The sequence below is a fragment of the Mesorhizobium sp. M0029 genome (genome assembly GCF_040323735.1).
Taxonomy (GTDB): Bacteria; Pseudomonadota; Alphaproteobacteria; order Rhizobiales; family Rhizobiaceae; genus Mesorhizobium.
The window spans coordinates 95,338-121,801 of record NZ_JAMYVF010000001.1 but is presented as its reverse complement, the minus strand read 5'-3'; the positions used below and the strand labels follow the sequence as shown (position 1 = coordinate 121,801).

General features: G+C 63.0%; 20 protein-coding genes. 15 read left to right on the top strand and 5 right to left on the bottom strand.

Annotated elements, in window-relative coordinates:
• Nucleotides 1–63: 63 nt before the first annotated feature.
• Entirely contained in the window at nt 64–1,890 is a 1,827-nt protein-coding gene (gene mepK, locus NKJ76_RS00560; RefSeq protein WP_352536550.1) for a peptidoglycan L,D-endopeptidase MepK, read from the bottom strand.
• Between the two features lie 390 nt (nt 1,891–2,280).
• A complete protein-coding gene (locus tag NKJ76_RS00555) occupies nt 2,281–3,819 on the bottom strand; it encodes a sigma-54-dependent transcriptional regulator (protein ID WP_023671940.1) in 1,539 nt (512 codons plus the stop codon).
• Between the two features lie 145 nt (nt 3,820–3,964).
• On the opposite strand from NKJ76_RS00555, the gene NKJ76_RS00550 reads away from it, so the two are divergent.
• The 12 genes from NKJ76_RS00550 to NKJ76_RS00495 all read left to right on the top strand — a co-directional run bounded on the left by NKJ76_RS00550 (nt 3,965) and on the right by NKJ76_RS00495 (nt 18,323).
• The gene (locus tag NKJ76_RS00550) at nt 3,965–5,803 is read left to right on the top strand and encodes a M3 family oligoendopeptidase (protein ID WP_352536549.1); all 1,839 of its coding nucleotides are present in this window, start codon (nt 3,965–3,967) and stop codon (nt 5,801–5,803) included.
• Between the two features lie 414 nt (nt 5,804–6,217).
• Nucleotides 6,218–6,934: a helix-hairpin-helix domain-containing protein gene (locus NKJ76_RS00545; RefSeq protein WP_352462022.1), complete on the top strand. Its 717-nt coding sequence runs from the start codon at nt 6,218–6,220 to the stop codon at nt 6,932–6,934.
• Between the two features lie 162 nt (nt 6,935–7,096).
• Nucleotides 7,097–8,242 carry an aminodeoxychorismate synthase component I gene (locus tag NKJ76_RS00540; protein WP_352536548.1) on the top strand — a complete coding sequence of 382 codons (1,146 nt, stop codon included), beginning with the start codon at nt 7,097–7,099 and terminating at the stop codon, nt 8,240–8,242.
• Nucleotides 8,191–8,853: an aminotransferase class IV family protein gene (locus tag NKJ76_RS00535; RefSeq protein ID WP_031192935.1), complete on the top strand. Its 663-nt coding sequence runs from the start codon at nt 8,191–8,193 to the stop codon at nt 8,851–8,853. Before NKJ76_RS00540 ends, NKJ76_RS00535 begins: the two co-directional genes overlap by 52 nt.
• 52 nt (nt 8,854–8,905) lie before the next feature.
• Nucleotides 8,906–9,829: a heme-dependent oxidative N-demethylase family protein gene (locus NKJ76_RS00530; protein WP_352536547.1), complete on the top strand. Its 924-nt coding sequence runs from the start codon at nt 8,906–8,908 to the stop codon at nt 9,827–9,829.
• 2 nt (nt 9,830–9,831) lie between these two features.
• Nucleotides 9,832–11,070: a hypothetical protein gene (locus NKJ76_RS00525; protein ID WP_352536546.1), complete on the top strand. Its 1,239-nt coding sequence runs from the start codon at nt 9,832–9,834 to the stop codon at nt 11,068–11,070.
• Between the two features lie 127 nt (nt 11,071–11,197).
• Entirely contained in the window at nt 11,198–12,643 is a 1,446-nt protein-coding gene (locus NKJ76_RS00520) for a homospermidine synthase (RefSeq protein ID WP_352536545.1), read from the top strand.
• A 186-nt stretch (nt 12,644–12,829) separates the two neighbouring features.
• Entirely contained in the window at nt 12,830–13,207 is a 378-nt protein-coding gene (locus NKJ76_RS00515) for an Omp10 family outer membrane lipoprotein (RefSeq protein ID WP_023671949.1), read from the top strand.
• Nucleotides 13,208–13,404: 197 nt separating this feature from the next.
• Nucleotides 13,405–15,432 carry a bifunctional metallophosphatase/5'-nucleotidase gene (locus NKJ76_RS00510; protein WP_023701038.1) on the top strand — a complete coding sequence of 676 codons (2,028 nt, stop codon included), beginning with the start codon at nt 13,405–13,407 and terminating at the stop codon, nt 15,430–15,432.
• 156 nt (nt 15,433–15,588) lie between these two features.
• Entirely contained in the window at nt 15,589–16,653 is a 1,065-nt protein-coding gene (gene hemH / locus NKJ76_RS00505; protein WP_023686407.1) for a ferrochelatase, read from the top strand.
• A gap of 158 nt (nt 16,654–16,811) precedes the next feature.
• Nucleotides 16,812–17,762: an SPFH domain-containing protein gene (locus NKJ76_RS00500; RefSeq protein WP_023701037.1), complete on the top strand. Its 951-nt coding sequence runs from the start codon at nt 16,812–16,814 to the stop codon at nt 17,760–17,762.
• 96 nt (nt 17,763–17,858) lie between these two features.
• The gene (locus NKJ76_RS00495) at nt 17,859–18,323 is read left to right on the top strand and encodes an NfeD family protein (protein ID WP_023701036.1); all 465 of its coding nucleotides are present in this window, start codon (nt 17,859–17,861) and stop codon (nt 18,321–18,323) included.
• An 87-nt stretch (nt 18,324–18,410) separates the two neighbouring features.
• Here the strand turns inward: NKJ76_RS00495 and NKJ76_RS00490 are convergent, their stop codons facing one another.
• A complete protein-coding gene (locus NKJ76_RS00490) occupies nt 18,411–19,406 on the bottom strand; it encodes a KpsF/GutQ family sugar-phosphate isomerase (RefSeq protein WP_023704013.1) in 996 nt (331 codons plus the stop codon).
• A gap of 150 nt (nt 19,407–19,556) precedes the next feature.
• Between NKJ76_RS00490 and NKJ76_RS00485 the strand changes: the two genes are divergently transcribed.
• Nucleotides 19,557–21,341, top strand: a complete 1,785-nt coding sequence (locus NKJ76_RS00485; protein WP_352536544.1) for an outer membrane beta-barrel protein — start codon at nt 19,557–19,559, stop codon at nt 21,339–21,341.
• Here the strand turns inward: NKJ76_RS00485 and galU are convergent, their stop codons facing one another.
• Entirely contained in the window at nt 21,342–22,247 is a 906-nt protein-coding gene (galU, locus tag NKJ76_RS00480) for a UTP--glucose-1-phosphate uridylyltransferase GalU (RefSeq protein WP_023714035.1), read from the bottom strand.
• A gap of 207 nt (nt 22,248–22,454) precedes the next feature.
• Here galU and NKJ76_RS00475 point away from each other — a divergent pair, with 207 nt between their 5' ends.
• Together NKJ76_RS00475 and NKJ76_RS00470 are read left to right on the top strand one after the other, a co-directional pair.
• Nucleotides 22,455–23,678: a lytic murein transglycosylase gene (locus tag NKJ76_RS00475; protein ID WP_023714036.1), complete on the top strand. Its 1,224-nt coding sequence runs from the start codon at nt 22,455–22,457 to the stop codon at nt 23,676–23,678.
• A 104-nt stretch (nt 23,679–23,782) separates the two neighbouring features.
• Nucleotides 23,783–24,988 (top strand): SGNH/GDSL hydrolase family protein, encoded by a 1,206-nt coding sequence (locus NKJ76_RS00470; RefSeq protein WP_023755025.1) that lies wholly within the window; start codon nt 23,783–23,785, stop codon nt 24,986–24,988.
• Here the strand turns inward: NKJ76_RS00470 and NKJ76_RS00465 are convergent.
• Nucleotides 24,985–26,439, bottom strand: a complete 1,455-nt coding sequence (locus NKJ76_RS00465; protein WP_023686414.1) for a glutamate synthase subunit beta — start codon at nt 26,437–26,439, stop codon at nt 24,985–24,987. The genes NKJ76_RS00470 and NKJ76_RS00465 overlap by 4 nt on opposite strands.
• Nucleotides 26,440–26,464: the final 25 nt, after the last annotated feature.

Genomic DNA, 26,464 nt, shown 5'->3' with positions numbered 1-26,464 from the left:
AGAAGCAAAAGCCGCACGGCTTGCCCAGCGCGGCTTCGATTTCGATATTGACCGGGTCACGCCCTACTTCGTCTGGAAGCGGGCGACCGAAAGGAATTTTACGGCATTGCCGGTGAAGCGGTTGGCATCGGCCATCTGGTTGTTCGCCTGGAAGCCTGCGGTGTAGACCTCGCTCGGCGGCGTATGCACGATGTTGTAGGCATAGCGCGGCGCTGTCGTCGGGCTGGAAACGGTGGCGATGTTGTCGCCGCTGCTCAGCGCCCAGCGCGCCGCCTGCGGTTCGGCCGCCACCACCACTGCCTTCGGTCCTGGCTTCAGGTCGCGAGCCGAAGCCCTTGCTTCCTTGCGTGTCGTCTTGACGCCGGCGCCGATCACCGAGGCTGGATCGGTACCGGCGGGACGGGCAGCAATAGCACCGCGCGGCGATGCGGCATCGACACCTGACGGATCGTTGAAAGCCGAGCGCGGCTCAAGCGACGCAACCTGATAGTCGTCGGTAGCACCGGCTGCATCGGCGGCGCTTGCCTGTTCGAGAACCGCCTTGACCTCGTCCGGACGCTGCGACGGCAGCACCGAGAACGCGTCGGTTGCGGTCTGCTTGTGGGCAGCCGTATCGGCCAGCGCCAGCAGAACGCCCTTGTCCTGCGGCGCAAGCTCAGCCGGCGGCAAAGAGCGGTCGGGACGCCAGGTCGGCAACGGGACGTTGACCGCGACCTGCGCCGGAGCGGCAGCTTGATCGGCCCCCTGGTCGGCATTGCTCGCATCGGCCGTGCCGAACGGCACATTGGCCGGCGCCTGCGCCGTCGCCACCGTCTGTTCGGTGGTGGCATCGGCCACGCCGAACGGCACGGTCTCAGGTTGTTGCGCGCCGACATCGGCCTTCGGCCGCGGTGCGAAAGCGGGCAGCGGCACTTCCTTGGCGGGCAGCGCGGCGATGATCGTCTCCGGCGTGTCCTGCGGCTCCGAATCGTCAGCGCTGTCGTCGGCAAGCTGCGGAATGTTGGCGCGCTTGGCGTTCTGCGGCGACACGATCGCGATGCCAGGCAGATTGCTGTTGTTGTTGCTCGTGGCAGCCAGCACCGGCTTCACGCTTCTCGGCGGCGGCGCGGCGGTAGCGACATCGGCGCTGTCGTCGGCTTCGTCTTCACCGCCACCGCCAAAGAACGCGGACAGGAAGCCACCGGATTTCTTGGTGCTGCCGCCTGCGCTGGCCATCATGATGGCAGGAGAACCGGCGCCCTTGCGCGCCTTGTAGGAGGCGAGCGCCTGGTCATAACCCGGCAACGGCCTGCCGTCGCTCGGCACATGCAGCGTCTTGCCATTGGGGAACAGGCTGACCAGTTCCTGGCGGCTGATGCCTGGCCAATGCCGCACATTGCCGACGTCCATGTGGACGAAGGGCGACCCCGACGACGGATAGTAGCCGACGCCGCCGCCCTGCATCTTCAGGCCGATGTTGCGCAGCTTTTTCAGCGGCACTCCCGGAATGTAGAAGTCCATCGCCTTGCCCAGCATATGCTGGCTTTCCTTGGCGACACCGCGGCTGCGGCTGCGCAGCATCGAATTGGTCGACGGCGAGCGATAGCCGCAGACGACCTGGATGTAGTCGGTGGCGCCGGCCTGCCGGTAAGCTTCCCACACCAGATCGAGCAGGCGCGGATCCATCTTGGTCGGTTCGTTGCGACGCCAGTCGCGCAGGATGATGTTGATCTTCCTGAGGCCTGCCGGATCGTAGCGGCCATTGCGCTTGTAGACGATCTCGGCCTTTTCGTGCGTGTGGAGGTGATAGAGCTTGAGCGAGCGCGTTTCAGCGCTGGCGCCGGCAGCAGTTGCGGCGAGGAAAGCGAACGCAACGATCAACGCTGCCAGCCATCTCGGCCAGACGCCCATGTGATCGCGCCGCCCGTTTCTGTGTCGTTCGACTTTGTTCAAATCAAAAGGCCTTGCAGGCTGCCGTTTGTCCCCGGATTTGTCCAAACGGATGCGTGGTTCTCACATCCGAATATCGATCCTAATGGTTAATCATCGCTTATTGAAGCCGAAATGCGGTAACACCGTGGCGATATCCCGTCAAAAATAATACACAGGATTTCTTGGTAAACTGCTGGTTTAGATCAAGATTCAGCCTTTTCCCGCTACACGATCTGTTACCGATGGCCTTAATGCGTGAACAACGCTGTCCGCATCAGCCATATTCCCGCCCCAACCGCTTATGCAGCGCCGGATGCGGCATGGCAAGCTGGTCCCGGCCTTGCGTTGGCAAGCTGTGGAATTCGGCGTTCAGGAGGCAAGGCGGTCGAGGCGGCCGGTTTCCGGGTCGATGCCGTATTCCTTGAGCTTGCGGTAGAGCGTCGAGCGGCCGATGCCGAGACGCCGTGCGACCTCGCTCATCTGGCCGTTGTAATGGTCGATGGCGAGCTTGATCATTTCGAGTTCGACATCGGCCAGCGCACGCACATTGCCACGCTCGTCCAGCGCCCGCAGCGTGCCGAAACGCTGAAGCAACCTGGCCGGAGGGGCGAGCTCGGCAGCTGCAGTACCGGCGTCATCAGTCTGCGCGCCATCGCCTTGCGATCCGGTGCTCAAGGCCATGCCGGGGTCCGACAAGGACGCATCGGCGTCGAGATTGACGGTGCCGTCGACCTGCGCCCGGATCTGCGGAAATTCGTCAGTCGTGAGCACATCGCCTTCGGCAAGCACCGAGGCCCTGAACACGGCGTTTTCCAGCTGCCTGATGTTTCCCGGCCAATCATAGGCCTGCAGCATGGCCAGTGCGGCATCCGAGATGCCGTGCAGGCGATTGCCCGCCGGCGCCACCTTGTCCATGAAATGCTTGACCAGATAGGGGATGTCGTCGCGGCGGTCGCGCAGCGGCGGCACGACGATCGGGTAAACGTTGAGCCGGTAGAACAGGTCCTCGCGAAACTTGCCGTCCTTGACCTGCTGCAGAAGGTTGCGGTGCGTGGCCGAGATCAGCCTGATGTCGACCCTGACGGTGGAACGGCCGCCGACCGGATCGACCTCGCCATCCTGCACGGCGCGCAACAGCTTGACCTGCACGTCGAGCGGCAGGTCGCCGATCTCATCCAGGAACAGCGTGCCCGAATGCGCCTCGACGAACTTGCCGGTGTGCTTTTCGGTGGCGCCGGTGAACGAACCTTTTTCGTGACCGAACAGGATCGATTCGACCAGATTGTCGGGGATGGCGCCGCAATTGACGGTGACGAACGGCTTTGTGCGGCGTTCGCCGCTGCCCTGGATGGCGCGCGCCACCAATTCCTTGCCGACGCCCGATTCGCCCTCGATCAGGATCGGGATGTTGGAGGCCGCAGCCTTCTGGCCGAGGCGGATCACCCGGTCCATCGCCGGGCTGTGCGTGATCATGTCCTTGAAGGTCAGGTGGCCGCCGCGACGCCGCGACGTGCGCTTGACCTCGTCCTCGACCGCCTCGACCTTGAGCGCGTTGCCGACCGCGGTCTGCAGCCGGTCGGGAGACGCCGGCTTGACGACAAAATCGAAGGCGCCGTGGCGCATCGCCGAAACCACCGTTTCGATGCCGCCCTGCGCAGTCTGCACGATGACGGGAACAGTGATGCCGCGCTCGCGCATCGCCTTCAGCACGCCGATGCCGTCGAGGCCCGGCATGACAAGGTCGAGGATGACTGCCGAAATATCCCTCGCATTGGGTCCGTCAAGCGCGCTCAGACCGGCCTCGCCGCCATCGGCAACGATGGCGCTGTGGCCGAATTTCGTCACCGCCGCCTCGAGCAGCCGGCGCTGCACGGGATCGTCATCGACTATAAGAATGGAACCTGTCATGACTGATTTGAGTTGCCCGCCTGGGAAATTCCCATGGATCATCTTGGCACAGGGTTCTAAACAAGGTTTCAAAAAACCCGGTGAACGAATTCCTTAGGATTTGACCGGCTTGTCCTTTCCCCTTGATTCCAGAAGGTAATTGTTGATGAGCAGGATTCTCGGTCGGCAGCTTGCGGCGGTAGCGTCCGGTCAGGGCGCGGCGGAACTCGGCGACCTGCCGGAATGGAATCTCGCCGATCTTTATTCCGGCATGGAGGCGCCCGAACTGAAGCGCGACCTTGCCAAGGCGGCGGCCGATGCCGTCGCCTTCGAGAACCGCTGGAAGGGCACGCTGGCTGCGGAGGCCGAGCGCGGCAGCGCCGGCAGGCTTGGCGAGGCGCTGACAGCCTATGAGGCGCTGGAGGAACTGATCGGCCGCATCGTCTCCTATGCCGGCCTGATCTATGCCGGCAACACCGCCGATCCGCAGCGCGCAAAGCTCTATGGCGACATCCAGGAGAAGATGACCGACGCCAGCGCGCATCTTCTGTTCTTCGCGCTGGAGCTGAACCTGATCGACGACAAGGCGCTCGAAGCAGCCCTCGCCGCCGACGCCGGCTTTGCCCATTACCGCCCCTGGGTGCTCGACCTCAGAATGGACAAGCCCTACCAGCTCGAGGACCGGGTCGAGCAGCTGTTCCATGAGAAATCGATCACCGGACGCGGTGCCTGGAACCGGCTGTTCGACGAGACGATGACCGATCTGCGCTTCGACATAGACGGCGAGGAACTGACGCTGGAGCCGGCGCTGAACCGCCTGCAGGACGCCGATGGGGAGGTCCGCCGCCGCGCCTCCGAAGCGCTGGCCGCAACCTTCCGCAAGAGCCTGCGCACCTTCACGCTGATCACCAACACGCTGGCCAAGGACAAGGAGATTTCCGACCGCTGGCGCGGCTTCGAGGACATCGCCGACTCCCGCCATCTCGCCAACCGCGTCGAGCGCAGCGTGGTTGATGCGCTGGCGTTGGCCGTGCGCGAGGCCTATCCGCGCCTGTCTCATCGCTACTACGCGATGAAGGCGCGCTGGCTCGGCATGGAGGTGATGAACCACTGGGACCGCAACGCCCCCTTGCCCGAAACGCCGCAAGCGGTGATTCCTTGGGATGATGCCAGGAACACCGTGCTGTCGGCCTATCAGCGCTTTTCCCCCGATATGGCGGAGATCGCCCGCGTCTTCTTCGACCGCAACTGGATCGACGCGCCGGTCAGGCCCGGCAAGTCGCCCGGCGCCTTCGCCCATCCGACCGTGCCTTCGGCGCACCCTTACGTGCTGCTAAACTACATGGGCAAGCCGCGCGATGTGATGACGCTGGCGCATGAACTCGGCCACGGCGTGCATCAGGTGCTGGCCGGCGGCCAGGGCGCCCTGATGGCTTCGACGCCGCTGACTTTGGCCGAGACGGCCTCGGTGTTCGGCGAGATGCTGACCTTCCGTTCGCTGCTCGACCAGACCACCGACAAGCGCGAGCGCAAGGCGATGCTCGCCCAGAAGGTCGAGGACATGATCAACACGGTCGTGCGCCAGATCGCCTTCTACGAGTTCGAGCGCAAGGTGCATGCAGAGCGCAAGAACGGCGAACTGACCTCCGACAAGCTCGGCCAGTTCTGGCTCGAGGTGCAGGCAGAAAGCCTGGGGCCGGCGATCAAGCTGCGCGAGGGCTATGAGGTCTTCTGGACCTACGTCCCGCACTTCGTCCACTCCCCCTTCTACGTCTACGCCTATGCCTTTGGCGACTGCCTGGTGAACTCGCTCTACGCGGTCTACCAGAACGCCGAGCACGGCTTCCAGGATAAGTATTTCGAGATGCTGCGCGCTGGTGGCACCAAGCATCACTCCGAACTTCTCGCCCCCTTCGGCCTCGACGCCACCGACCCCGCCTTCTGGCAGATCGGGCTTGGCGTGATCGGCGGCCTGATCGACGAGTTGGAAGCGCTCGACAGTTAATGCGCGCACCCATTGGACCGATGGCGCAGAGTGACAGGTTCAGCAGCGGTCTCGACTTTGCTGAATCGCAGAACAGTTTAGCCGGAATGCATGTGACGGCAGCGCTGTTCTTGTTCTAAATACCTGTTCTTGAATAACTCTCCGGCGAAATTTTCCGTTAGCTTTCCCGAAGCCGTATGATAGCTTTCCGACCGAAGCTCAGCCGGGCGCGCGGCTTAAGGCCGGACAGCATCCCGGCCCATGGCAGCGGCCTGGCGGATGCGACAGCGACGGTTGGCAATGGGCGGCAAAGCCGAACTACGACAGTCGACGACAGACCGGCTGTTCCCTGAGCCGCCGAACCACATTGGATGATCCGATCTGCCAAGGTCATGACTTGGGACGGCGGCGGACGGATCCGACTGGAGAGAGACGATGACCTTCTTTTACATTGTCCTGGCGTTCCTTGTAGGCGTGTTGGTTGGCTGGTTTATCTGGGGCCGGCTGCGCGGCGAACTTGACAGCCTGCGCGGCGATCTCGACCGCACCCGCAGCGAGCGTGACAGACTGCGCGCCGACGCCGATCGTCTGACTGGCGAACTCGACGCCTGCGGCAAGACCCGCGCCGATCTCGAACGCCGGCTGCGTGAAACATCAGCTCCATCCGCCAAGCCTTCAAGTTCGGCGCCGGCGACGCTGGTATCGACAGCGGCAAAGGCCAAGTCCGCCCCGGCCGCGAAACCGGCCCCCGCCAAACCCGCCGCGGCCAAACCAGCTGCGGCCAAATCCGCGGCCGCAAAACCAGCGGCCAGCAAACCTGCCGCCGCCAAGGCCGCGCCCAAAGCCGCTGCTTCAAAGCCCGCCGCCGTCCCGAAGAAAGCCGCCCCGGCAGCTGGGAAGGCCGATAATCTGCGCCGCCTGATCGGTATCGGCCCGGTCAACGACAAACTGCTCAAGGGCCTTGGCGTCACGACCTACGCGCAGATCGCCGGCTGGACCGCGGCCGACGTCAAGCGCATCGAGGACACGCTGAATTTCGACGGCCGCATCGCCCGCGAAAAGTGGGTCGAGCAGGCCAAGCTGCTTGCCACCGGCGACGAAAAGGAGTTCGCACGCCAATTCCCGAGCGCCGGGACCGCCAACAACAGCTGATCCGTCATCGGCAACATAACCAGAGGCGGCGCTTTCGGGCGCCGTCTTTGTTTTTGCATTCGCCACTGTCTTTGCGCCCTGCGACGCCGCTCCCTCGATTGCACGCCGCCCGGCCCCCATATAGAGCGGTTCTGGCGTCATCGACCGCAGTACCCGAGCCCCATGCCCCTGCCCTCTGCCATTTTCCGCAACGATGAAAGCGGCCGTCAGTTGGTCTTCGACCACCAGGCCGACATCATCATTGCCTATGATGCCAAGGATTTTCTGCCGGCGCTGGTGGCCGCGCAGGCGGCGAGCGATGCCGGCAAATGGCTGGCCGGCTATTTCTCCTACGAAGCGGGCTATCTGCTCGAACCGAAACTGGTGCCGCTGCTGCCTGAAGGCCGGCGCGCGCCACTGGTTTGTCTGGGTGTGTTCGATGCTCCGGTCGAAGAGGCCGTGCCGCGCAACGATGCGCCGGCCACCAATGGCCCCATCTTCGACGCCAAGGCCAGTTGGTCCGCTCAGGACTACGCCAAACGCTTCGCGCGCCTTCACGACCACATCCGCAAGGGCGATTGCTACCAAGGCAACCTGACCTTTCCGGTCCGTGCCCAATGGTCGGGCGATCCGCTTGCTGCCTTCGACGCACTGACAGGACGCCAGCCGGTCAAGTATGGCGCGCTGATTTCGCTCGGCGATCCCATCGTCTTGTCGCGTTCGCCCGAGCTGTTCTTCGAGATCAATGCCTTAGGCATGATCGAAACCCATCCGATGAAGGGCACCGCACCGCGCGGCGCGACCAAGGCCGAGGACGCGCGGTTGAAGTCCTTCTTGCGCAGCGACGAAAAGAACCAGGCCGAGAACCGGATGATCGTCGATCTCCTGCGCAATGACATCTCGCTGATCAGCGAGGTCGGCACGCTGGAAGTCCCGGAACTGTTCCGCATCGAGAGCTACCCGACCGTCCATCAGATGGTGAGCCGTGTGCGGGCGAAGCTTCTGCCTGATCTCGGCATCCGCCAAATCTTTGGCGCGCTGTTTCCCTGCGGCTCGATCACCGGCGCGCCGAAAATCCGCGCGATGGAAATCCTGCACGAGCTGGAAGACACACCGCGCGACGTCTATTGCGGCGCCATCGGCTGGATCGCGCCTGGCGGCATGATGCGCTTTTCGGTGGCGATCCGCACTATATCGCTCTTTTCCAGTGGCGAGGCAGTTTACAATGTCGGCGGCGGCGTCGTCTTCGATTCGACCGCGCAAGAGGAGTATCAGGAGTGTCTGCTGAAGGCGCGCTTCGCGACGGGGACACCGCCGATTTCGAGCTGATCGAGACGATGCGCTGGGAGCCCGGCCAGGGCTTTCTGCGCTTCGAACGCCATCTCGCACGCCTTTACGGGTCGGCGGAAGAACTCGGCTTTGCCTGCGATCCGCAGCGGATCGGCGAGGTGCTGGCGAATACTATCGGGGCGCAGCAGACGGCGCTGCGCACCCGGCTCGTCCTGCAGCGCAATGGCGAGGTGACGGTTTCTGTTCAGCCTTACGAGCCACTCGCCGCCGACAAGGTCTGGCGGCTGCGACTGGCGCGGGTCCGGCTCTCCTCCACCGACACGCTGCTGCGCCACAAGACCGGCCGGCGGCAAGTCTACACTCACGCCCGCTCCGAATATCTGATCACCCAGGCCGACGAAGTGTTGCTCGCAAATGAGCGCAGTGAAATCTGCGAAGGCACCATCACCAACGTCTTCGCCGATTTCGGTGATGGCATGCTGATGACACCCAGGCTCGACTGCGGCCTGCTGCCTGGCGTATTGCGCGCCGAGCTGCTGGACGAAGGGCGCGCCCAGGAGGCGATCCACAGCTATGACGAGTTGAAATCCGCCAAAACACTGTTCGTCGGCAATTCTCTGCGCGGCTTGATCCCGGCAACATTGGCCTGATACGAAGCGGCTGCGAGAATAACCGCCGGCATTGGACACTTTCTAGCGAAGCATGAATTCTCGTCAGCCCACGCACACGCCCTATGATGGCTCCTCAAAGCTCTTCACCATCGGGCTGAAGCCGCTCGAGCTCGACAAGTGGATCGAGGTCGACCGGTATCTCTTCGACCATCTCGCCGAAAAGCGCCGGCTCTATGCCGAAATTCCCGACAAGGTGTTTGTCGAGGAAGACGGCACGCGCGACACCCAGCGCGAAGTGCGCGGCCTCATCGAAGCACATCTGCTGTCGACATTTCCCGGGATGTACCGGCGCACCAATGCCGGGGTTGAGGTCATTGGCGCCAAAGCCGACTCTGACGCCACCTTCCCCGATGCCCCGCTGGTCGCAGCGTCGCTGCTCGTCCAGGAAGACCTGATCCTGATGCGCCGTGACGACACGGGCTGGCGACTCGCCGCCGGCTCGCTGTGCTTCCCGTCATCATGGTCGCTGGTCGAAAAATTCGGCCGGCCGCTGCAGCAGATCCACGCACCGGTGCCGGGCTTCGGTCCGGGCACCAGGCCGGCCGAGCTCATCAACCGCATGTTCGACGGCCTGCAGGGTCAGGCCGTCGAACGCTTCAACTGGTCGATCCAGGCCGGCGACGCGCTCTATCACCCGCTCTCCAATGTCGAGCGCATCGACCGCGCCACCAGGCGCCCCTCGCGATTTCCCGACGGCGACGTCAACACCCACGCCTTCATCCGCGTCGAGCGCCAGACGCTGCGCAAACTGCCTCTGTCGCGCGACATCCTGTTCACCATCCGCATCCACCTCGACCCGCTGAAAGTGCTGGCGCGGCATCCCGACCGGGCAACGCTTGCCGCCTCTTTCGCGGCGCAATTGCAGGCGCTGGATGAGGCTCAACTCGACTATAAGGGGATGACGTCAGACCGTGACAGGCTGGTGCAACGCCTGCAAGCCATGACGCTGGAGTGACGATGATCCGAAAAATCCTGGAGCAAGCCGTATTGCTCGGTGCATTGCTGGCGTTGCCGGCAACGGCGCTCGCCGACCCCGTCACCTATGCCGGCAAGCTCGGCAACATCGACATCGTCGTCGAGTTTACCGGCGATCCGGCGACGGCTGGAGAGGCACTGGCGGCGCGCTATTTCTACCGCTCCAAGGGCATCGATATTCCTCTGCAGGCGAAGTCGAGCAAGGGCGCCACCTTTCAATTGGCCGAGGAAGAAGCCTGCGATGCCAAGAAGTGCGGCGACGGCCAGGCTCCACCCATCGGCGCCGTCTGGCGGTTGAGTTCCGCCGACAAGGGCAAGACGCTGGAAGGCACCTGGACGGCCAAAAAGACCCTGCCGCTGAAGCTGACAAGGATCGCCAGCCGTGCCCAGACAAAGACGCCGGCGACGACGCCACGCGATCTCTATGATTTCACCGACATGACATTCTCGGGTGACGATGCGCCGATCACCATGGCGGCATCGCCCTACGACTATCTCAAGCTGGATTTTGCGCCCAAGGCAGACGCCAAGGAAGGTTGGCCGGATGCAGCCTACAACTATGTCACCGATCCGCGCACCAAATTCGCCAGGCCGCGCATCGTCGATCTCGCCGGCAGTGCGCCGATCGAAGCCGCCAATGCCTTGCTGCAGAACCGCCATTGGCATGACAGCCTCAGCGCCTTGACGTGCGCGGCGCTGCAATATGCCGGTTTCCACGACGGGCCGCCGATGGAGGGCATGGATGACGATTCGCTTGGCGGCTATGAAGACACGACGTCCAAAGTGACGTCATTGACGCCGAAGCTGATGAGCTGGTCGGAATCCGGCAGCCTCTATTGCGGCGGTGCGCATCCGAACAACTATTCCGACGCCTATGTCATGGACGTGCGCCGTGGCGCCTTGCTTACCCTTCACGACATGTTTTCCGATACGGTCGACGGCAAGCCAGGCCCCTCGCTGGCCACCTTCGTCAAGGAGAAGCGCAAGAAGCCAAGCGACCAGACCGAGGTGGATTACGAGGCCGAATGCGGCATCGACGATTTGATCAGCGACTATCTCGGCGCCAGCCTGAAACGCGATGGCGACAGGCAGGTTCTGGTCTTCGGGCTGCAAGGTTTGCCCAACGTCATCCAGGCTTGCGGCGACGATCTCGTTGAAATGCCGGTCTCCGAAGCACAAGCGCTGTTCACACCGGAATTCGCGAAACTGCTCGAACCGTAGGCGCATCTGCGCCGTCGGGAACTAACCTTATCCCTGCTTTTCGCTTTATTGTGACAATGATCTATGGTTTGTCGCGCGGCGGTCGAACGGCCGTTTTGGCGCGTTGCTTGAAGGAGTGCTCGATAAAATGGCGAATGAAAACTGGCCCGTTTACGGTGAAATCACCGGCCCTGTCGTGATGATCGGCTTTGGTTCGATCGGACGGGGAACGCTGCCTCTGATCGAGCGCCATTTCAAATTCGACAAGTCGCGCATGACGGTCATCGACCCGCTCGACACCGACCGCAAGCTGCTCGACGAGCGCGGCATCGCCTTCGTCCAGGAGCACGTGACCGAGAAGAACTACAAGAAACTGCTGACGCCGCTTTTGACCAAGGGTGGCGGCCAGGGCTTTTGCATCAATCTGTCGGTCGATACCGGCTCGGTCGACCTGATGCGGCTCTGCCGCAAGCTCGGCGTGCTCTACATCGACACCGTCGTCGAGCCGTGGCTCGGCTTCTATTTCGACGCCAAGGCCGACAATGCCAGCCGCACCAACTACGCGCTGCGCGAAGCCTTGATCAAGGAGAAGCACGACAAGCCCGGCGGCGCTACCGCGGTTTCGACCTGTGGCGCCAATCCGGGCATGGTCTCGTGGTTCGTCAAGCAGGCGCTGCTGAACCTTGCCGGCGACCTCGGCCTCGAATTTTCCGAACCGGCGCAGGACGACCGTGACGGCTGGGCGAAGCTGATGAAGAAGGCCGGCGTCAAGGGCATCCACATCGCCGAGCGCGACACCCAGCGCACCAAGAAGCCGAAGCCGATGAACGTGTTCTGGAACACCTGGTCGGTCGAGGGTTTCATCTCGGAAGGGCTGCAGCCGGCCGAGCTCGGCTGGGGCACGCATGAGAGATGGATGCCGAAGAACGGCAAGGAGCACAAGCATGGCTCCAAGGCTGCGATCTATCTCGAACAGCCCGGCGCCAACACCCGCGTGCGCTCCTGGTGCCCGACGCCGGGCGCGCAATACGGTTTCCTGGTGACGCACAATGAGGCGATCTCGATCGCCGACTTCTTCACCGTGCGCGGTAAGAAGGGCAAGGTGCAATTCCGCCCGACCTGCCACTATGCCTATCACCCCTGCAACGACGCCGTGCTGTCGCTGCACGAAATGTTCGGCGCCGCCGGCAAGCCGCAGCCGGTCCACCATGTGCTTGACGAAAACGAACTGGTCGACGGCGTCGACGAGCTTGGCGTGCTGCTCTACGGCCATGCCAAGAACGCCTACTGGTACGGTTCGCAGCTGTCGCTGGCCGAAGCCCGCAAGCTGGCGCCCTACCAGAACGCTACCGGCATGCAGGTCACCTCGGCCGTGCTCGCCGGCATGGTCTGGGCGCTGGAAAACCCGGAAGTCGGCATCGTCGAGGCCGACGAGATGGACTACAAGCGCTGCCTGGAAGTGCAGTCCCAGTATCTCGGACCGGTCAAGGGCTACTACACCGACTGGACGCCGCTCGATAACCGTCCGGGCCTGTTTCCCGAGGACCTCGACAAAAGCGACCCGTGGCAATTCCGCAACATCCTCGTTCGATAGCGGTTCCATACCCCTGCCCCACTGCCTTGCAATCGCCCGGAAATCGGGCGATTGAAGGGATGCGGACGAGAGCAGTGTGCATCCGTTTGGACGCACGAGGGACGGCTCTGGAAACTTGAGGCCACGCACATCGGTTCCCCAAACGTCGTTTGGCGATTGGGCCGATGCGCCAGGAGAGGATTTGATATGACGATTGCGCGCAAAATTCTTTCTGCGGGCGCGGCGGGCGTTCTTGCGACGATGCTTGCCGCCTGCACCACCGGCGGTTCCGACGGGCCACCGATCTCATCGCAGGCGCGAGGCGTCGAAGGCTCCTGGCTGAACGCCGAGGGCAAGGCGGTCTCGACATTGAACGGCGGCGTCTTCACCACCGTTTCGGCGGAGACCGGTGAGAAATTCGCTGACGGCAGCTACACCAAGACCGGCGCCACCTCGGTCGAGATCAACGGAACCTCGCTGATCCGGCAGCAGCCAATCGCTTTCAACTGCCTGCTGGTGTCCATAAACCAGCTGAATTGCACCAGCTCCGCCGGGCAGAACTTCGTGCTGACCAGGCGCGGCTGAACCTTTCCCATGCGGCTTTGCGGATGGCGGCGGCGCGATGCCGCCGCCTTTTTTATGCCGGCAAACCGATGCCGGTTATCCGCCCTGATTCTTCTTGCATCGCCACAACCGCGATGTGAACATACCCGAAATGCTGGCTGTTATCCTGCAGTCGGGCAAGAGCGTTAAACGCCTTTGATCATATCCGGGAGACGAAGATGAAGAAGCTCGCCGCCATTGCCGCCCTCTCTGCCTCGACACTCGGCCTGTCGGCCGCACCATCCTTTGCCGACTACACGTTGAACATCCTGCATTTCAACGATTGGCACAGCCGCATCGAAGGCAACAACAAATACGAGTCAACCTGCTCGGCCGAGGAAGAGACCAAGGGTGAGTGCATCGGCGGCGCCGGCCGGCTGGTCACCGCGATCGCACAGGAGCGCAAGAAGCTCGAAGGCCAGAACGTGCTGCTGCTCAATGCCGGCGACAGCTTTCAGGGATCGCTGTTCTACATCACCTACAAGGGCACGGCGGAGGAGGAATTCCTCAATCAGATCAAGCCCGACGCGGTGACGCTCGGCAACCACGAATTCGACGATGGCGAGAGCGCGCTGGTGCCTTATCTCGACAAGGCGAAGTTCCCGATCGTCAGCGCCAATGTCGTGCCCAACGACAAGTCCGGCGCCGCAGGCAAGATCAAGCCGTCGATTGTGCTTGAGGTCGGCGGCCAGAAGATCGGCATTGTCGGCGCCGTGACCAACGACACGCCGGAACTCGCCTCTCCCGGCCCCAACATCACCATCGCCGACGACGTCAAGTCGATCACCGCCGAGGTCGAGAAGCTGAAGGCGCAAGGCGTCAACAAGATCATTGCCGTCACCCATATCGGCTACAGGCGCGAGCGCGATGTCATCGCCAAGATCCCGGGCATCGATGTGGTGGTCGGCGGCCACAGCCATTCGCTTCTGTCCAACACCGACCCGAAGGCTGAAGGCCCCTACCCGACGATGGTCGACAACCCCGACGGCTCCAAGGTGCCTGTGGTGCAGGCCGCGTCCTATTCGAAATATCTCGGCGAATTCAAGGTCGTGTTCGACGACAATGGCAACGTCAAGGAAGCCAGCGGCGACCCGATCTTCCTCGACAAGTCGATCACTCCCGATCCGGCCGTTCTTGCCCGCATCAAGGAGCTTGGCGCGCCGATCGAGGCGCTGAAGAACAAGGAAGTGGCCGAGACCACCGAGGCCATCGACGGCAGCCGCGAAAGCTGCCGCACCAAGGAATGCGCGATGGGCAACCTCGTCTCCGACGCCATCCTCGACCGCGTCAAGGGACAGGGCGTCGAGATCGTCGTCTCGAATGGCGGCGGCCTGCGTGCTTCGATCGACAAGGGCACCGTCACCATGGGCGAGGTGCTGACCGTGCTGCCGTTCCAGAACACGCTGGCGACCTTCCAGATTTCCGGAAAGGATCTGGTTGCCGGGCTGGAAAACGGCGTCAGCCAGGTCGAGGACGGCGGCGGCCGCTTCCCGCAGGTGGCAGGTCTCAAATACTCCTTCGACAAGTCGGTCGCGCCCAATGCCGGCCGAGTCAAGTCGGTCGAGGTGATGCAGAACGGTGCCTGGGCGCCGATCAATCCGGACAAGGACTATCTGGTCGCCACCAACAATTACGTCCGCCAGGGCGGCGACGGCTACAAGGTCTTCGCCGAGAAGGCCAAGAACGCCTATGATTACGGCCCGGGCCTCGAACAGGTGGTCGCCGACTATCTCGCCGCGCACCGGCCCTATACGCCCAAGCTCGACGGCCGCATCACCGAGGTTACCGCAACCGTAGCGGCTGCCCCGGCCGCCGAGCCGGCAAAACCAGCCGAACCGGCACCTGCTCCAGCGGAACCGGCAAAACCGGCCGAGGCTGCACCGGCGGAGCCGGCGATGCCCGCATTGCCGGCAGGCTCCGGCGACATCACCACCACGCCGCCGACTGTCCCGGCGGAAACCGCCCCGGCAACGCCGGCTCCGGCCGAACCGGCAAAACCGGCCGAAGCCGCACCTGCTCCGGCAAAGCCGGCTGACGCCGCCCCGGCCGAAGCCAGCCATGTCATCGTCGCCGGCGATACCTATTGGGATCTCGCCAAGAAGGCCTACGGCGACGGCGCCAAGTGGAAGGTGATCTCCGAGGCCAACAAAGGCTACGAACCACGCCGGCTTCCTGTCGGCGCGACCTTGACCATTCCGGCGAAGTAACCTCGCTTCGCACTTGCGACCAGCAAAACCCGTCCGGGTAACCGGCGGGGTTTTTGGCTTTCAAGGTAAGGTGCGGCCAGACGCAGCATTGAAAACTCGCGCCGCATCGCTAGTTTCGCCCGACATCGTCGGTTTTCGCGGTGTCGGGAGACCTTCATGACGCTTTCCACGCCTGTCGACCCCAAAGCCGCGAAAGCGCTCGACCCGCTACCGGCCGGACATCCGCCGGTAAAGGCAGGCAAGATCGGCGTCATGCTGGTCAATCTCGGCACGCCCGACGGTACCGATTTCAAGCCGATGTGGCGCTATCTCCGCGAATTCCTGTCCGATCCGCGCGTCATCGAACTCAACAAGGCGATCTGGTATCCGATCCTCTACGGCTTGGTACTGACCACCAGACCGAAGAAGTCCGGCGCCAATTACGCCAGGATATGGAACCGCGAGAGGAACGAGTCGCCGCTGCGCACCTACACCCGCGCGCAGGGCGAAAAGCTGGCCGCAGCGCTCATCGACCTACCCGATGTCGTGGTCGACTGGGCGATGCGCTACGGCAACCCCTCGACCGCGAGCGTCGCTCAAAGGCTGGTCGAGCAAGGCTGCGACCGCATCCTGTCGTTCCCACTCTACCCGCAATACTCCGCGACCACCACCGCGACCGCCAACGACCAGCTGTTTCGCGCCTTGATGAAGATGCGCCGCGCGCCTGCCGTGCGCAGTGTTCCGCCCTACTATGACGAGCCGGTCTACATCGAGGCGCTCGCCCATTCGATCGAACGGCATCTGGCAACGCTAGACTTCGAGCCCGAGGTGGTCATCACCTCCTATCACGGCATCCCGAAGCCCTATTTCGAGAAGGGCGATCCCTATCACTGCCACTGCCAGAAGACGACACGGCTGTTGCGTGAACGACTGGGGTGGGATGAAAAGAAGCTGATCATCACCTTCCAGTCGCGCTTCGGCGCCCAGGAATGGCTGCAGCCCTACACCGACAAGACGGTCGAGAAACTGGCGAAGGACGGCGTGAAATCGATCGCCATCGTCAACCCAGGCTTTTCCGTCGACTGCATCGAGACGCTGGACGAAATCGGCCGCGAGGCGGCCGAGACCTTCCATCACGCCGGCGGCGAGAAATTCGCCCACATCCCGTGCCTCAACGACAGTGCAGAAGGCATGGCGGTGATCGAGGCGATGGTGCGGCGCGAGCTGTCGGGCTGGGTCTGAGGCCGCCACGTTGCGGCGATCGATCGCCGCAGTTGCGCTATTCCATGCACCAATAATCAACGATCACCTGATTGTAACATTATTGAAACACACCTAAGTGTTTGGTGAAGTCGGTTGCATGGAATCAACGCCATGGCCGGCATCTGAGGGAGATTCAAATGGACTTCAGTGGTTTCGGTATTGCGATTGGTGCGCTTGCCTTTCTGGTATTGGTGCTTCTTATCAAAGGCATCCGGACAATCCCGCAAGGCTATAATTATACGGTGGAGCGCTTTGGCCGTTACACCAAAACACTAAGCCCCGGCCTCAACCTCATCGTGCCGTTCGTCGACCGCATCGGCGCCAAGATGAACATGATGGAGCAGGTGCTCGACGTTCCGAGCCAGGAAATCATCACGCGCGACAACGCCATTGTCGGCGTCGACGGCATCGCCTTCTACCAGATCCTCAATGCGGCGCAGGCCGCCTACCAGGTCGCCGGCCTGGAGAACGCCATTCTCAATTTGACGATGACCAACATCCGTACCGTCATGGGCTCGATGGACCTCGACGAATTGCTGTCGAACCGCGACGCCATCAACGAGCGCCTGCTGCGCGTCGTCGACGAAGCGGCGCATCCGTGGGGCATCAAGATCACCCGCGTCGAGATCAAGGATATCAATCCGCCGGCCAACCTCATCGAATCGATGGGTCGTCAGATGACGGCCGAACGTAACAAGCGTGCGCAGATCCTCGCCGCCGAAGGCCTCAAGCAGTCGCAGATCCTCGAGGCCGAAGGCCGCAAGGAAGCCGCCTTCCGCGACGCCGAGGCACGCGAACGCTCGGCCGAGGCCGAAGCGCGAGCCACCCAGGTTGTATCGGAAGCCATCTCCAAGGGCGACGTGCAGGCACTCAACTACTTCGTGGCGCTCAAATACACCGAAGCGATGGGCAAGATCGGTACCGCCAACAACAGCAAGGTCGTGCTGATGCCGATGGAAGCCTCGGCGCTGATCGGCACGCTCGGCGGCATAAGCGAGATCGCCAGGGAGGTGTTCCGCAGCGAAGGCACCGCCGGCGCCGCCAGGCAGGCAGGCCGCCCTCCGGTGGTTCGCCCGAATGAGAACTGAGACCTGACGAGAACTGAGGTCGCGAGCATGATCCCGAAAAGTGGGAACCGGTTTTCGGAAAAGATCATGCTCCACAGGAAGTAGGAGCGCACGCCCATGTTTGACCGCATCATTTCCGAACTTGGTCCGTGGAACTGGATGGTTCTGGGCTTCGTCCTCCTGGTGATGGAGGTCATCGCGCCAGGAATATTCATGCTGTGGATCGGCATCGCCGCATTGGTAATCGGTGTGATTTCCCTGCTCATCTGGGACGCAAGCTTCTGGGCCTGGGAAGTCCAGGTCCTCGCCTTCTTGGCGCTGTCGCTGGTCTCGGCCTTCGTCGGCAAGAAACTAGTCGGCGGGCGTAATGTCCCGAGTGATCAGCCGCTGCTCAACCGGCGCGGCGCGCAGTTGGTCGGCAGGATGGCAACGCTGGCCGAGCCGATCAAGGACGGTCGCGGCCGCATCAAGCTCGGCGACACGCTGTGGCGCGTCTCCGGTCCCGACCTGCCGGCCGGCACGCAGGTGCGCGTCGTCAGTTCGGCCGACACCGATCTGGAACTGACCGTCGAGGCTGTTTGACATTTCGAAAGCGCATGGCGCTTTCGATCCGGAAAATCAGGGCGCGTCGCGTAGGGCTTCCCGAACGCGACGCGTCCTTTGATTTTTTCAGGCGGCGCCGATGCGCAGCAGGTCGTGCAGATGAACCAGTCCCACGAGCCGCCTGCCTTCGACCACCATCAGGCTCGTAATGGCCGAATTGTTGATAATCTGCAGCGCCGTCGCCACCAGCGTGTCCGGTGTGGCCGTCTTCGGCTTTTTCGTCATCACCTGATCGACGCTCATTTCCATGAGATTGCTGCCGATGTGACGCCTGATGTCGCCATCGGTGATGATGCCCACCAACGCGCCATCCGCCGTCGCGATCGCCACGCAGCCGAAGCCCTTGTTCGACAATTCGAGGATCGCCTCGCGCATGCCCGTGCCGGAAGCCACCAGCGGCAGCCTTTCGCCGACATGCATGATCTCGTGGATCTGCGTGAGATTGGCGCCGAGCTGGCCGCCGGGGTGGAACGTGCGGAAATGGTCGGGCGTGAAGCCGCGCGCTTCGAGCAGCGCGATAGCCAGCGCATCGCCGACCACCAGTTGCAGCAGGGTCGATGTCGTCGGCGCCAGACCGTGCGGGCAGGCTTCCGGCGCGGACGGCAGGAGCACCACCACGTCGGCCGCGCGCGCCAGCGCCGAGGCCGCGCCCGCGGTAATCGCAATCAGCGGGATCGAGAAGCGCCTGGAATAGGCGACGATGCCCATCAATTCTTTGCTCTCGCCGGACCATGACATGGCGATGATGGCATCGTCTCTGGCGATCATGCCAAGGTCGCCATGATTGGCCTCCGCCGGATGGACGAAGAAGGCAGGCGTGCCGGTCGAAGCCAGACTAGCCGCGATCTTAGTGCCGATATGGCCGCTTTTGCCGACGCCGGTGACTATGACGCGGCCATTGATGCGCGACACCATGTCGACGGCGCGGGCGAAAGGTTCGGCCAGTTCGTTCTCCAGCGCGGCGGCCAATGCCGCCACGCCGGCCTGTTCCGTGGCTACCGTTCTCAGCGCCGAGGCGACCGAAGCCTCCAAAGGCTTCTTTTCTGGGGATCCCGCATGCATGGCTGATGCGATTAGCGCTTTGCCGTTCGCCTGTCCAACAGAATTGCCGTCCAGCCATGTCGTACAGGCACACCTTCAACCCTCCGTTAACCATCCCCGTTTACGGTTCGGTAAGTATGGCGCGCTTGCGCCGCGCAAGCAGTGGTGACGATGTCGCGGGCCCAGCCTCAAGAGAAAAAAGGTCGAACGGGCAGAGCCTTTTGCGCTCTGCTTCTGGCGACGAGCGTGCTCGCTTTGCTGCGGCCAACTGCGCTTCATGCCCAGGAGACGGAGCTGCGCGGTGAAGTTTCGGAATCGGCGATCCTGTCCGACCAGCAGCGCCGGGCCAGGCAATTGAGCAAGGCCAACACGCAGGTCAAGCCCGCCCCTGCCGATACCGCCCCCACGGGAAACACGCCAACCGCCTATGTGCCAGCCAGCGATGGCGCCTTGCCTGACGACACCGACCCGTCACAGGCCGGCGCAAACAGCATTTTCGACCCGCCGGCGACCATCGACGATTCGTTCGCCGACAAGCCGCCTACCGTCCAGCCACGCCGGCCGTCGACGGCAAAACAACGCGCCTCCGCGGATGCAGACAAGGCCAAGGACAAAACCAAGGCTGCCGACAAGAAGAAGCCTGGCAAAGCCACGGACCAGACCACCACCGGAACGACTCCGGACGGCACTGCGGCAGACGACGCCGATCAGGACACAGCCAACCGCCGTGTCCTCACCGTCGACAGCGTCGACCGGGAGAAGCTCGACCCTGGCGCCGAGCGCACCGACGCCATCGAGGGCCAGAAGAAGAAGCTCGAGGACGACCCGTACGCGGCAACCGGCATCAAGGTCGGCTCGTTCCTGCTGCGGCCGACGCTCGAGCAGGGCGTTGCCGTCACGTCGAACGCCGATTCCAGCGCTGGCGGCAAGTCGGCGGTGCTGTCCGAAACGGCGCTGCGTTTTTCCGCCGCCTCCGATTGGCGCGAGAATTCGGCGGTCATCGACGGCTACGGCAATTTCCGCAACACCATTTCGGGCCAGAAGATCAATGAGGCACGCGGCCGTATCCAAGGCACGTACAATGTCGACCTCGACAATGAACTGCGTGCCATCGCCAAGCTCGGCTACGAGATTGCGCCGGAATCGGCCTCCGCGCCCGACGCCATTGCCGGCGTCAAATCGCAGCCGATCCGCCAGACGGTCGACGGCAGCCTCGGCGTCGAGAAGGACGTTGGCAAGATGCGCTTTGCGCTGACCGGCGCAGTCACCCACGACATCTATGGCGATGCCGAACTTACCGATGGCACCTCGCTGTCGCAGAAGGACCAGGACAACACGCTCTATACCGCAACGTTGCGGACCGGCTATGAAATTTCCCCGGCTCTGACGCCCTTTGCCGAGATTGAGCTCGGCCGCCGGGTATATGACCAACGGATCGACAACAAGGGCTTCGAGCGCTCTTCGACCCGGCTTGGCGCACGCGCCGGTATCGAAGTCGACATGGGCGAGAAGCTCAAAGGTGAGTTCTCGGCCGGCTGGCTGCGGGAAGCGATCGACGACAAGAACCTGGAGGCGATTTCGGGAGCCACCATCAATGCCGACCTCAAATGGTCGCCCGAGCGCGGCACCATCATCGGCCTCACCGGGCGAACCACGGTCGAAGGCACAACGAATGCCGGTGAGAGCGGCGACATCCTCTATTCCGGCCGCCTCACCGGCGAGCGGCAGATCCGCGCCGACCTGACCGGCAACGCAGCCCTTGGGCTCGACTGGCGCAATTACACCGGCTCCGACGGCCATGACATGACACTGAGTGCAGAGGCCGGGCTGACCTGGTGGCTGAACCGTTACGTCGGTCTCACCAGCCGCGCCCGCACCGAAAAGCTGACCAGCAATCTGCCCGGGCGCAACTACACCGCCAACAGCATCTATTTGGGGCTGAAGCTGCAGCGGTAGCTAAAAAGCAGCGCCGCGACGCTCGGACGGCTTCATCTCATCGAGCAGCGTGCGGATGACGCCGGCCATGTTCTCGTTCATGTCGCTGCGCCACAGCGCGAAGGCGACATTGGCCTCGACGAACCCTTCCGGCGAGCCGCAATCGAAGGTGCGGCCCTGAAAGTGGTAGCCAAAGAAGGGCTGCTGCTTTTCCAGCTTCAGCATCGCGTCGGTGAGCTGGATCTCGTTGCCGGCGCCCTTTTCCTGGCTTTCCAGGATCTTGAAAATCTCGGGCTGCAGGATGTAGCGGCCGTTGATGTAGAGATTGGACGGTGCGGTGCCGGTCTTCGGCTTTTCGACCATCTCGGTGATGCGGAAGCCGTGATGCGTGTCCTCGCCCCGGCCGACAATGCCATATTTGTGGGTCTCGGCCGGATCGCATTCCTGCACGGCGATGATGTTGTTGCCCGTCTCCTCGTAGAGCTCGACCATGGCCTTCGTGCAGCTCTTCTCCGACTGCATGATCATGTCGGGCAGCAACAGCGCGAAGGGTTCGTCGCCGACCAGTTCACGGGCGCACCAGACGGCATGGCCAAGCCCCATCGGCACCTGCTGGCGGGTGAAGGAGGTCTGCCCAGGCGCCGGCTGCAGCCGCTGCAGGCGGGCCAACTGCTCGTCCTTGCCGCGCTGTGCCAGCGTATCATAGAGCTCGAACTGGATATCGAAATGGTCTTCTATGACCGCCTTGTTGCGGCCGGTGACAAAGATGAAATGTTCGATGCCGGCCTCGCGCGCCTCATCGACGACATACTGGATGACGGGCCGGTCGACGACGGTCAGCATCTCCTTGGGGATGGCCTTTGTGGCCGGGAGAAACCGTGTGCCGAGACCGGCGACCGGGAAAACTGCCTTGCGAACTCGCTTCATGCGTCAATTATCCGTTTGAGGGCGTGCCCGGCAATCCCGCCTCGCGACATTTTCGCGCCGGAATTGTGGATTATCGGGCCATTGAGGGAAACATCAACCGGTAAAGCATCCAGGTGTCTTTTCGTTCCAGGCGCCGCCTATGGTAAACCAATTGCTAACCCGGTTCGGCGATGAATGGTCTTTCCTGAGATAAAGAAAGGGGAAAATATGTCCGTTCGCAGTGCCGCAAAACTCTTTACCAGCGTGCTGACGGCGGCCAGCCTCTCGCTCGCCTTGCTGATGCCGGCCGGACCGGCCTTCGCCGATGCCGGGTTTCGGCAATGGGTCGCCGGCTTCCGCGCCACCGCCGTGGCGGGCGGCGTTTCCGGCGCGGTCTACGACCGGGCGTTCCGGGGCATCAATGAACCCGACCCGGTGGTGCTGGAAAAGGCACGCACCCAGCCCGAATTCACCGCACCTGCCTGGGACTATTTCGACAACCGCGTCCACGACCAGTCCGTTGCCGTCGGCCAGCAGATGGCCAGGAAATGGAAGCCGTGGCTGGAACGGATCGAGGCGAGGTTCGGCGTCGACCGCTACATCCTGCTCGCCATCTGGTCGATGGAATCGAATTATGGCGAGATCCTCAAGCGCGACGACATCATGCGCAATGTCATCCGCTCGCTGGCAACCCTCGCCTATGGCGACCCGAAGCGTTCGAAATTCGCCCGCACCCAATTGGTCGCCGCGCTGAAAATCCTGCAGACCGGCGACATCGACGAAAGCCACCTGATGGGCTCCTGGGCCGGCGCCATGGGCCAGACCCAGTTCATCCCGACCAGCTACCAGCATTATGCCGTCGACATGGACGGCAACGGCAAGCGCGACATCTGGAATTCGATCCCCGATGCGTTGGCGACATCAGCCAATCTGCTGAAGAAGAATGGCTGGCAGGGCGGCAAGACCTGGGGCTACGAGGTCACCATTCCGGCGGGCAAACTGCCGGCCGGCTCGAAGACATTGGCGCAGTGGCAGGCGCTCGGCGTCGCCAGGGCCAATGGCAAGCCGTTCAAGAACGCAACCGACAAGGCGACGCTGAAAGTGCCGGACGGCCGCGGCGGACCGGCCTTCCTGATGATCAAGAACTTCTCCGTCATCAAGGCCTACAACAACGCCGACAAATATGCCCTGGCCGTCGGCCTTCTTGCCGACGAAATCGCCGGCTCTAATGGTCTGGTGCAGGACTGGAAGCGGCCCTTCACCAAACTGTCCTTCGAGGAAAGGCAGGAGTTGCAGAAGCGGCTTTCGCAGCACGGACTTTACGACGGCAAGTTCGACGGCAAGATCGGTGACGGCACGAAAACCGCCATCATGACCTATCAGGCAACGGTCGGCTTGACCCAGGACGGGTATCCGAGCATGGAAGTGCTCAAATGGCTCAGAAAGAAATAGAGCCGGCGACGGCAGCGCGCATCTGTGACGCGCAGGGGATGCCGTAGCATCGGTCTGTGCATGATCCCCTGCGAGGGCCATGCACCAAGGGATGGAGAGGGTGCTTGGTTTCGGCAACGCGTATCCGTGTGATCGTTTTCCGCTTGCCGATCCTCGTTCTGGCCATCGTTGTCCTGGCGACGGGACTCGCCGGCACTTTCCACACACCGGCTTTGGCGCAGGAACAACCGCAGAACCGCGGCTGGTCGCTGCGCGACCTTCTGTTCCCGCGCCGCAGCGAACGCATCGAGCCGCCGCTCGACGTCCGCAAGGCAAAGCCGAAGGTCAAGAAGAAGCCCCGTGCACCCGTTGAACCTTCCGCTCCGATTGTCGAGAAGACACCGGATGCCCGCGTCGTTCTGGTGATCGGCGATTTCATGGCCAACGGCCTGGCCGAAGGCCTCGAAACAGCCTTTGCCGACAATGCCAACGTCAGGATCGTCGAGCGCGCCAACGGTTCTTCGGGTTTCGTGCGCGATGATGTCTACAACTGGCCCGAACAGGTCAAATCGCTGGTCGAGACCGAGAAGCCCGCCGCCGTGGTCGTCATGCTGGGCTCCAACGACCGCCAGCAGATGCGCGTCAACGATGTGCGCGAGCAGCCGCGCTCCGAGAACTGGACCAAGGAATACGAACGCCGGACCGAAGCCTTGGGAAAGGCACTGGCGGCGACCAAGGTGCCTTATCTGTGGGTCGGCATGCCAGCCTTCAAGACGCCGAAGATGACCTCCGACATGCTGGCATTCAACGACATCTACCACTCGGCTGCCGAGAAGAACGGCGGCGAATTCGTCGATGTCTGGGATGGGTTCGTCGACGAGAACGGCGCCTTTGTCTCGACCGGCCCCGACATTAACGGCCAGGCCGTGCGGCTGCGCTCCGACGACGGCATCAACGTCTCGAAAGCCGGCAAGCGAAAGCTCGCCTTCTACACCGAAAAGCCGCTGGCCAAGATCCTCGGCCTGGCAGCGCCGGGAAGCGTGGTGACGGCTGCCGCACCGGCCGGCGCCCCGGTCGAGGCGCCGTCGCTGCCCGCCGCCCCGATCGTGGTCGACCGCACCGTTCCAATGCTGCTCAACGATCCGGCGCTCGACGGCGGGACCGAGCTTCTCGGTGCGGCGGCGGCGCCGAAAGCCAATCCGGATCTGCCCGGCGAAAAACTAATCCTCGAAGGCAAGGCGCCCGAGGCCTCGCCCGGTCGCGCCGACGACTTCTCCTGGCCGCCCAAGGCCGCTGCCGCGACGGATACGACGACGGCGATCAACCGTTAACGGGGGAGTACCGTCGACCCCATCAGCGCTTCATCGATCGAGCGCGCGGCCTGGCGGCCTTCGCGGATCGCCCACACAACCAGCGACTGGCCGCGGCGCACATCACCTGCGGCGTAGAGCTTGTCGACGCTGGTCTTGTAGTCGCGATCGTTGGCTTCGACATTGCGGGAACGGCGGCTGTCGGTGGTGATTTTCATCTCACCGTCCAGCTCTTTCGCGACGCCGGCGGCAGCCGGTCCGGCAAAGCCGATGGCGATGAAGGCGAGGTCTGCACGGATGACGAATTCGGTGCCGGGGATAGGCTTGCGCTTCTCGTCGACTTCGCAGCATTTGACGCCGGTCAGCTGGCCGTCCTCGCCGATGAATTCGAGCGTCGCCACCTGGAATTCGCGCTCCGCACCTTCGGCCTGTGAGGACGAGGTGCGCATCTTGGTCGCCCAGTAAGGCCAGACCGAAAGCTTGTCTTCCTTCTCCGGCGGCTGCGGGCGGATGTCGAGCTGGGTGACGCGCACCGCGCCCTGGCGGAAGGCGGTGCCGACGCAGTCGGACGCGGTATCGCCGCCGCCGACGACGACGACATGCTGGCCGCCGGCGATGATCGGATGCGACGGCCAGGCCACCGACTGGATCGGCTCGCCGCCGACGCGACGGTTCTGCTGCACCAGATAGGGCATGGCGTCATAGACGCCGCCGAGATCGTCGCCCGGAATATTGGCCGGACGCGGCGATTCCGAACCGCCGCAATAGAGCACCGCATCGTATCCGGCGAGCAACTCTGCCACCGGCTTGTCGACGCCGACATTGACGCCGCAATGGAAGGTCACGCCCTCGCCCTGCATCTGCTCGATGCGGCGGTCGATATAGTGCTTCTCGATCTTGAAGTCGGGAATGCCGTAGCGCATCAGCCCGCCGGGACGGCTCTCACGCTCATAAACGCTGACCTCGTGGCCGGCGCGGCCAAGCTGCTGCGCCGCCGCCATCCCTGCCGGGCCGGAGCCGATGACAGCGACCCGCTTGCCCGTCTTCTTCTCTGGCGGATAAGGCCGGATATGGCCGGTTTCATAAGCCTTGTCGGCGATTGCCTGTTCGACAGTCTTGATGGCAACCGGAATGTCCTCGAGGTTCAGCGTGCAGGCTTCCTCGCAGGGCGCGGGGCAGATGCGGCCGGTGAACTCGGGGAAATTGTTGGTCGAATGCAGGTTGCGGATCGCATTGTCCCAGTCGCCATTGTAGACGAGGTCGTTCCAGTCCGGGATCTGGTTGTGGATCGGGCAACCGGTCGGCCCGTGGCAGAACGGGATGCCGCAATCCATGCAGCGCGCCGCCTGTTTCTCGACCTCCTTGTCCGACATCGGCAGCGTGAATTCACGAAAATGCCGGATGCGGTCGGAGGCCGGCTGGTACTTGTGCACCTGCCGGTCGATTTCGAGAAAGCCTGTTACCTTGCCCATAGTCCAGTTCCTGCTGTCCAGATGG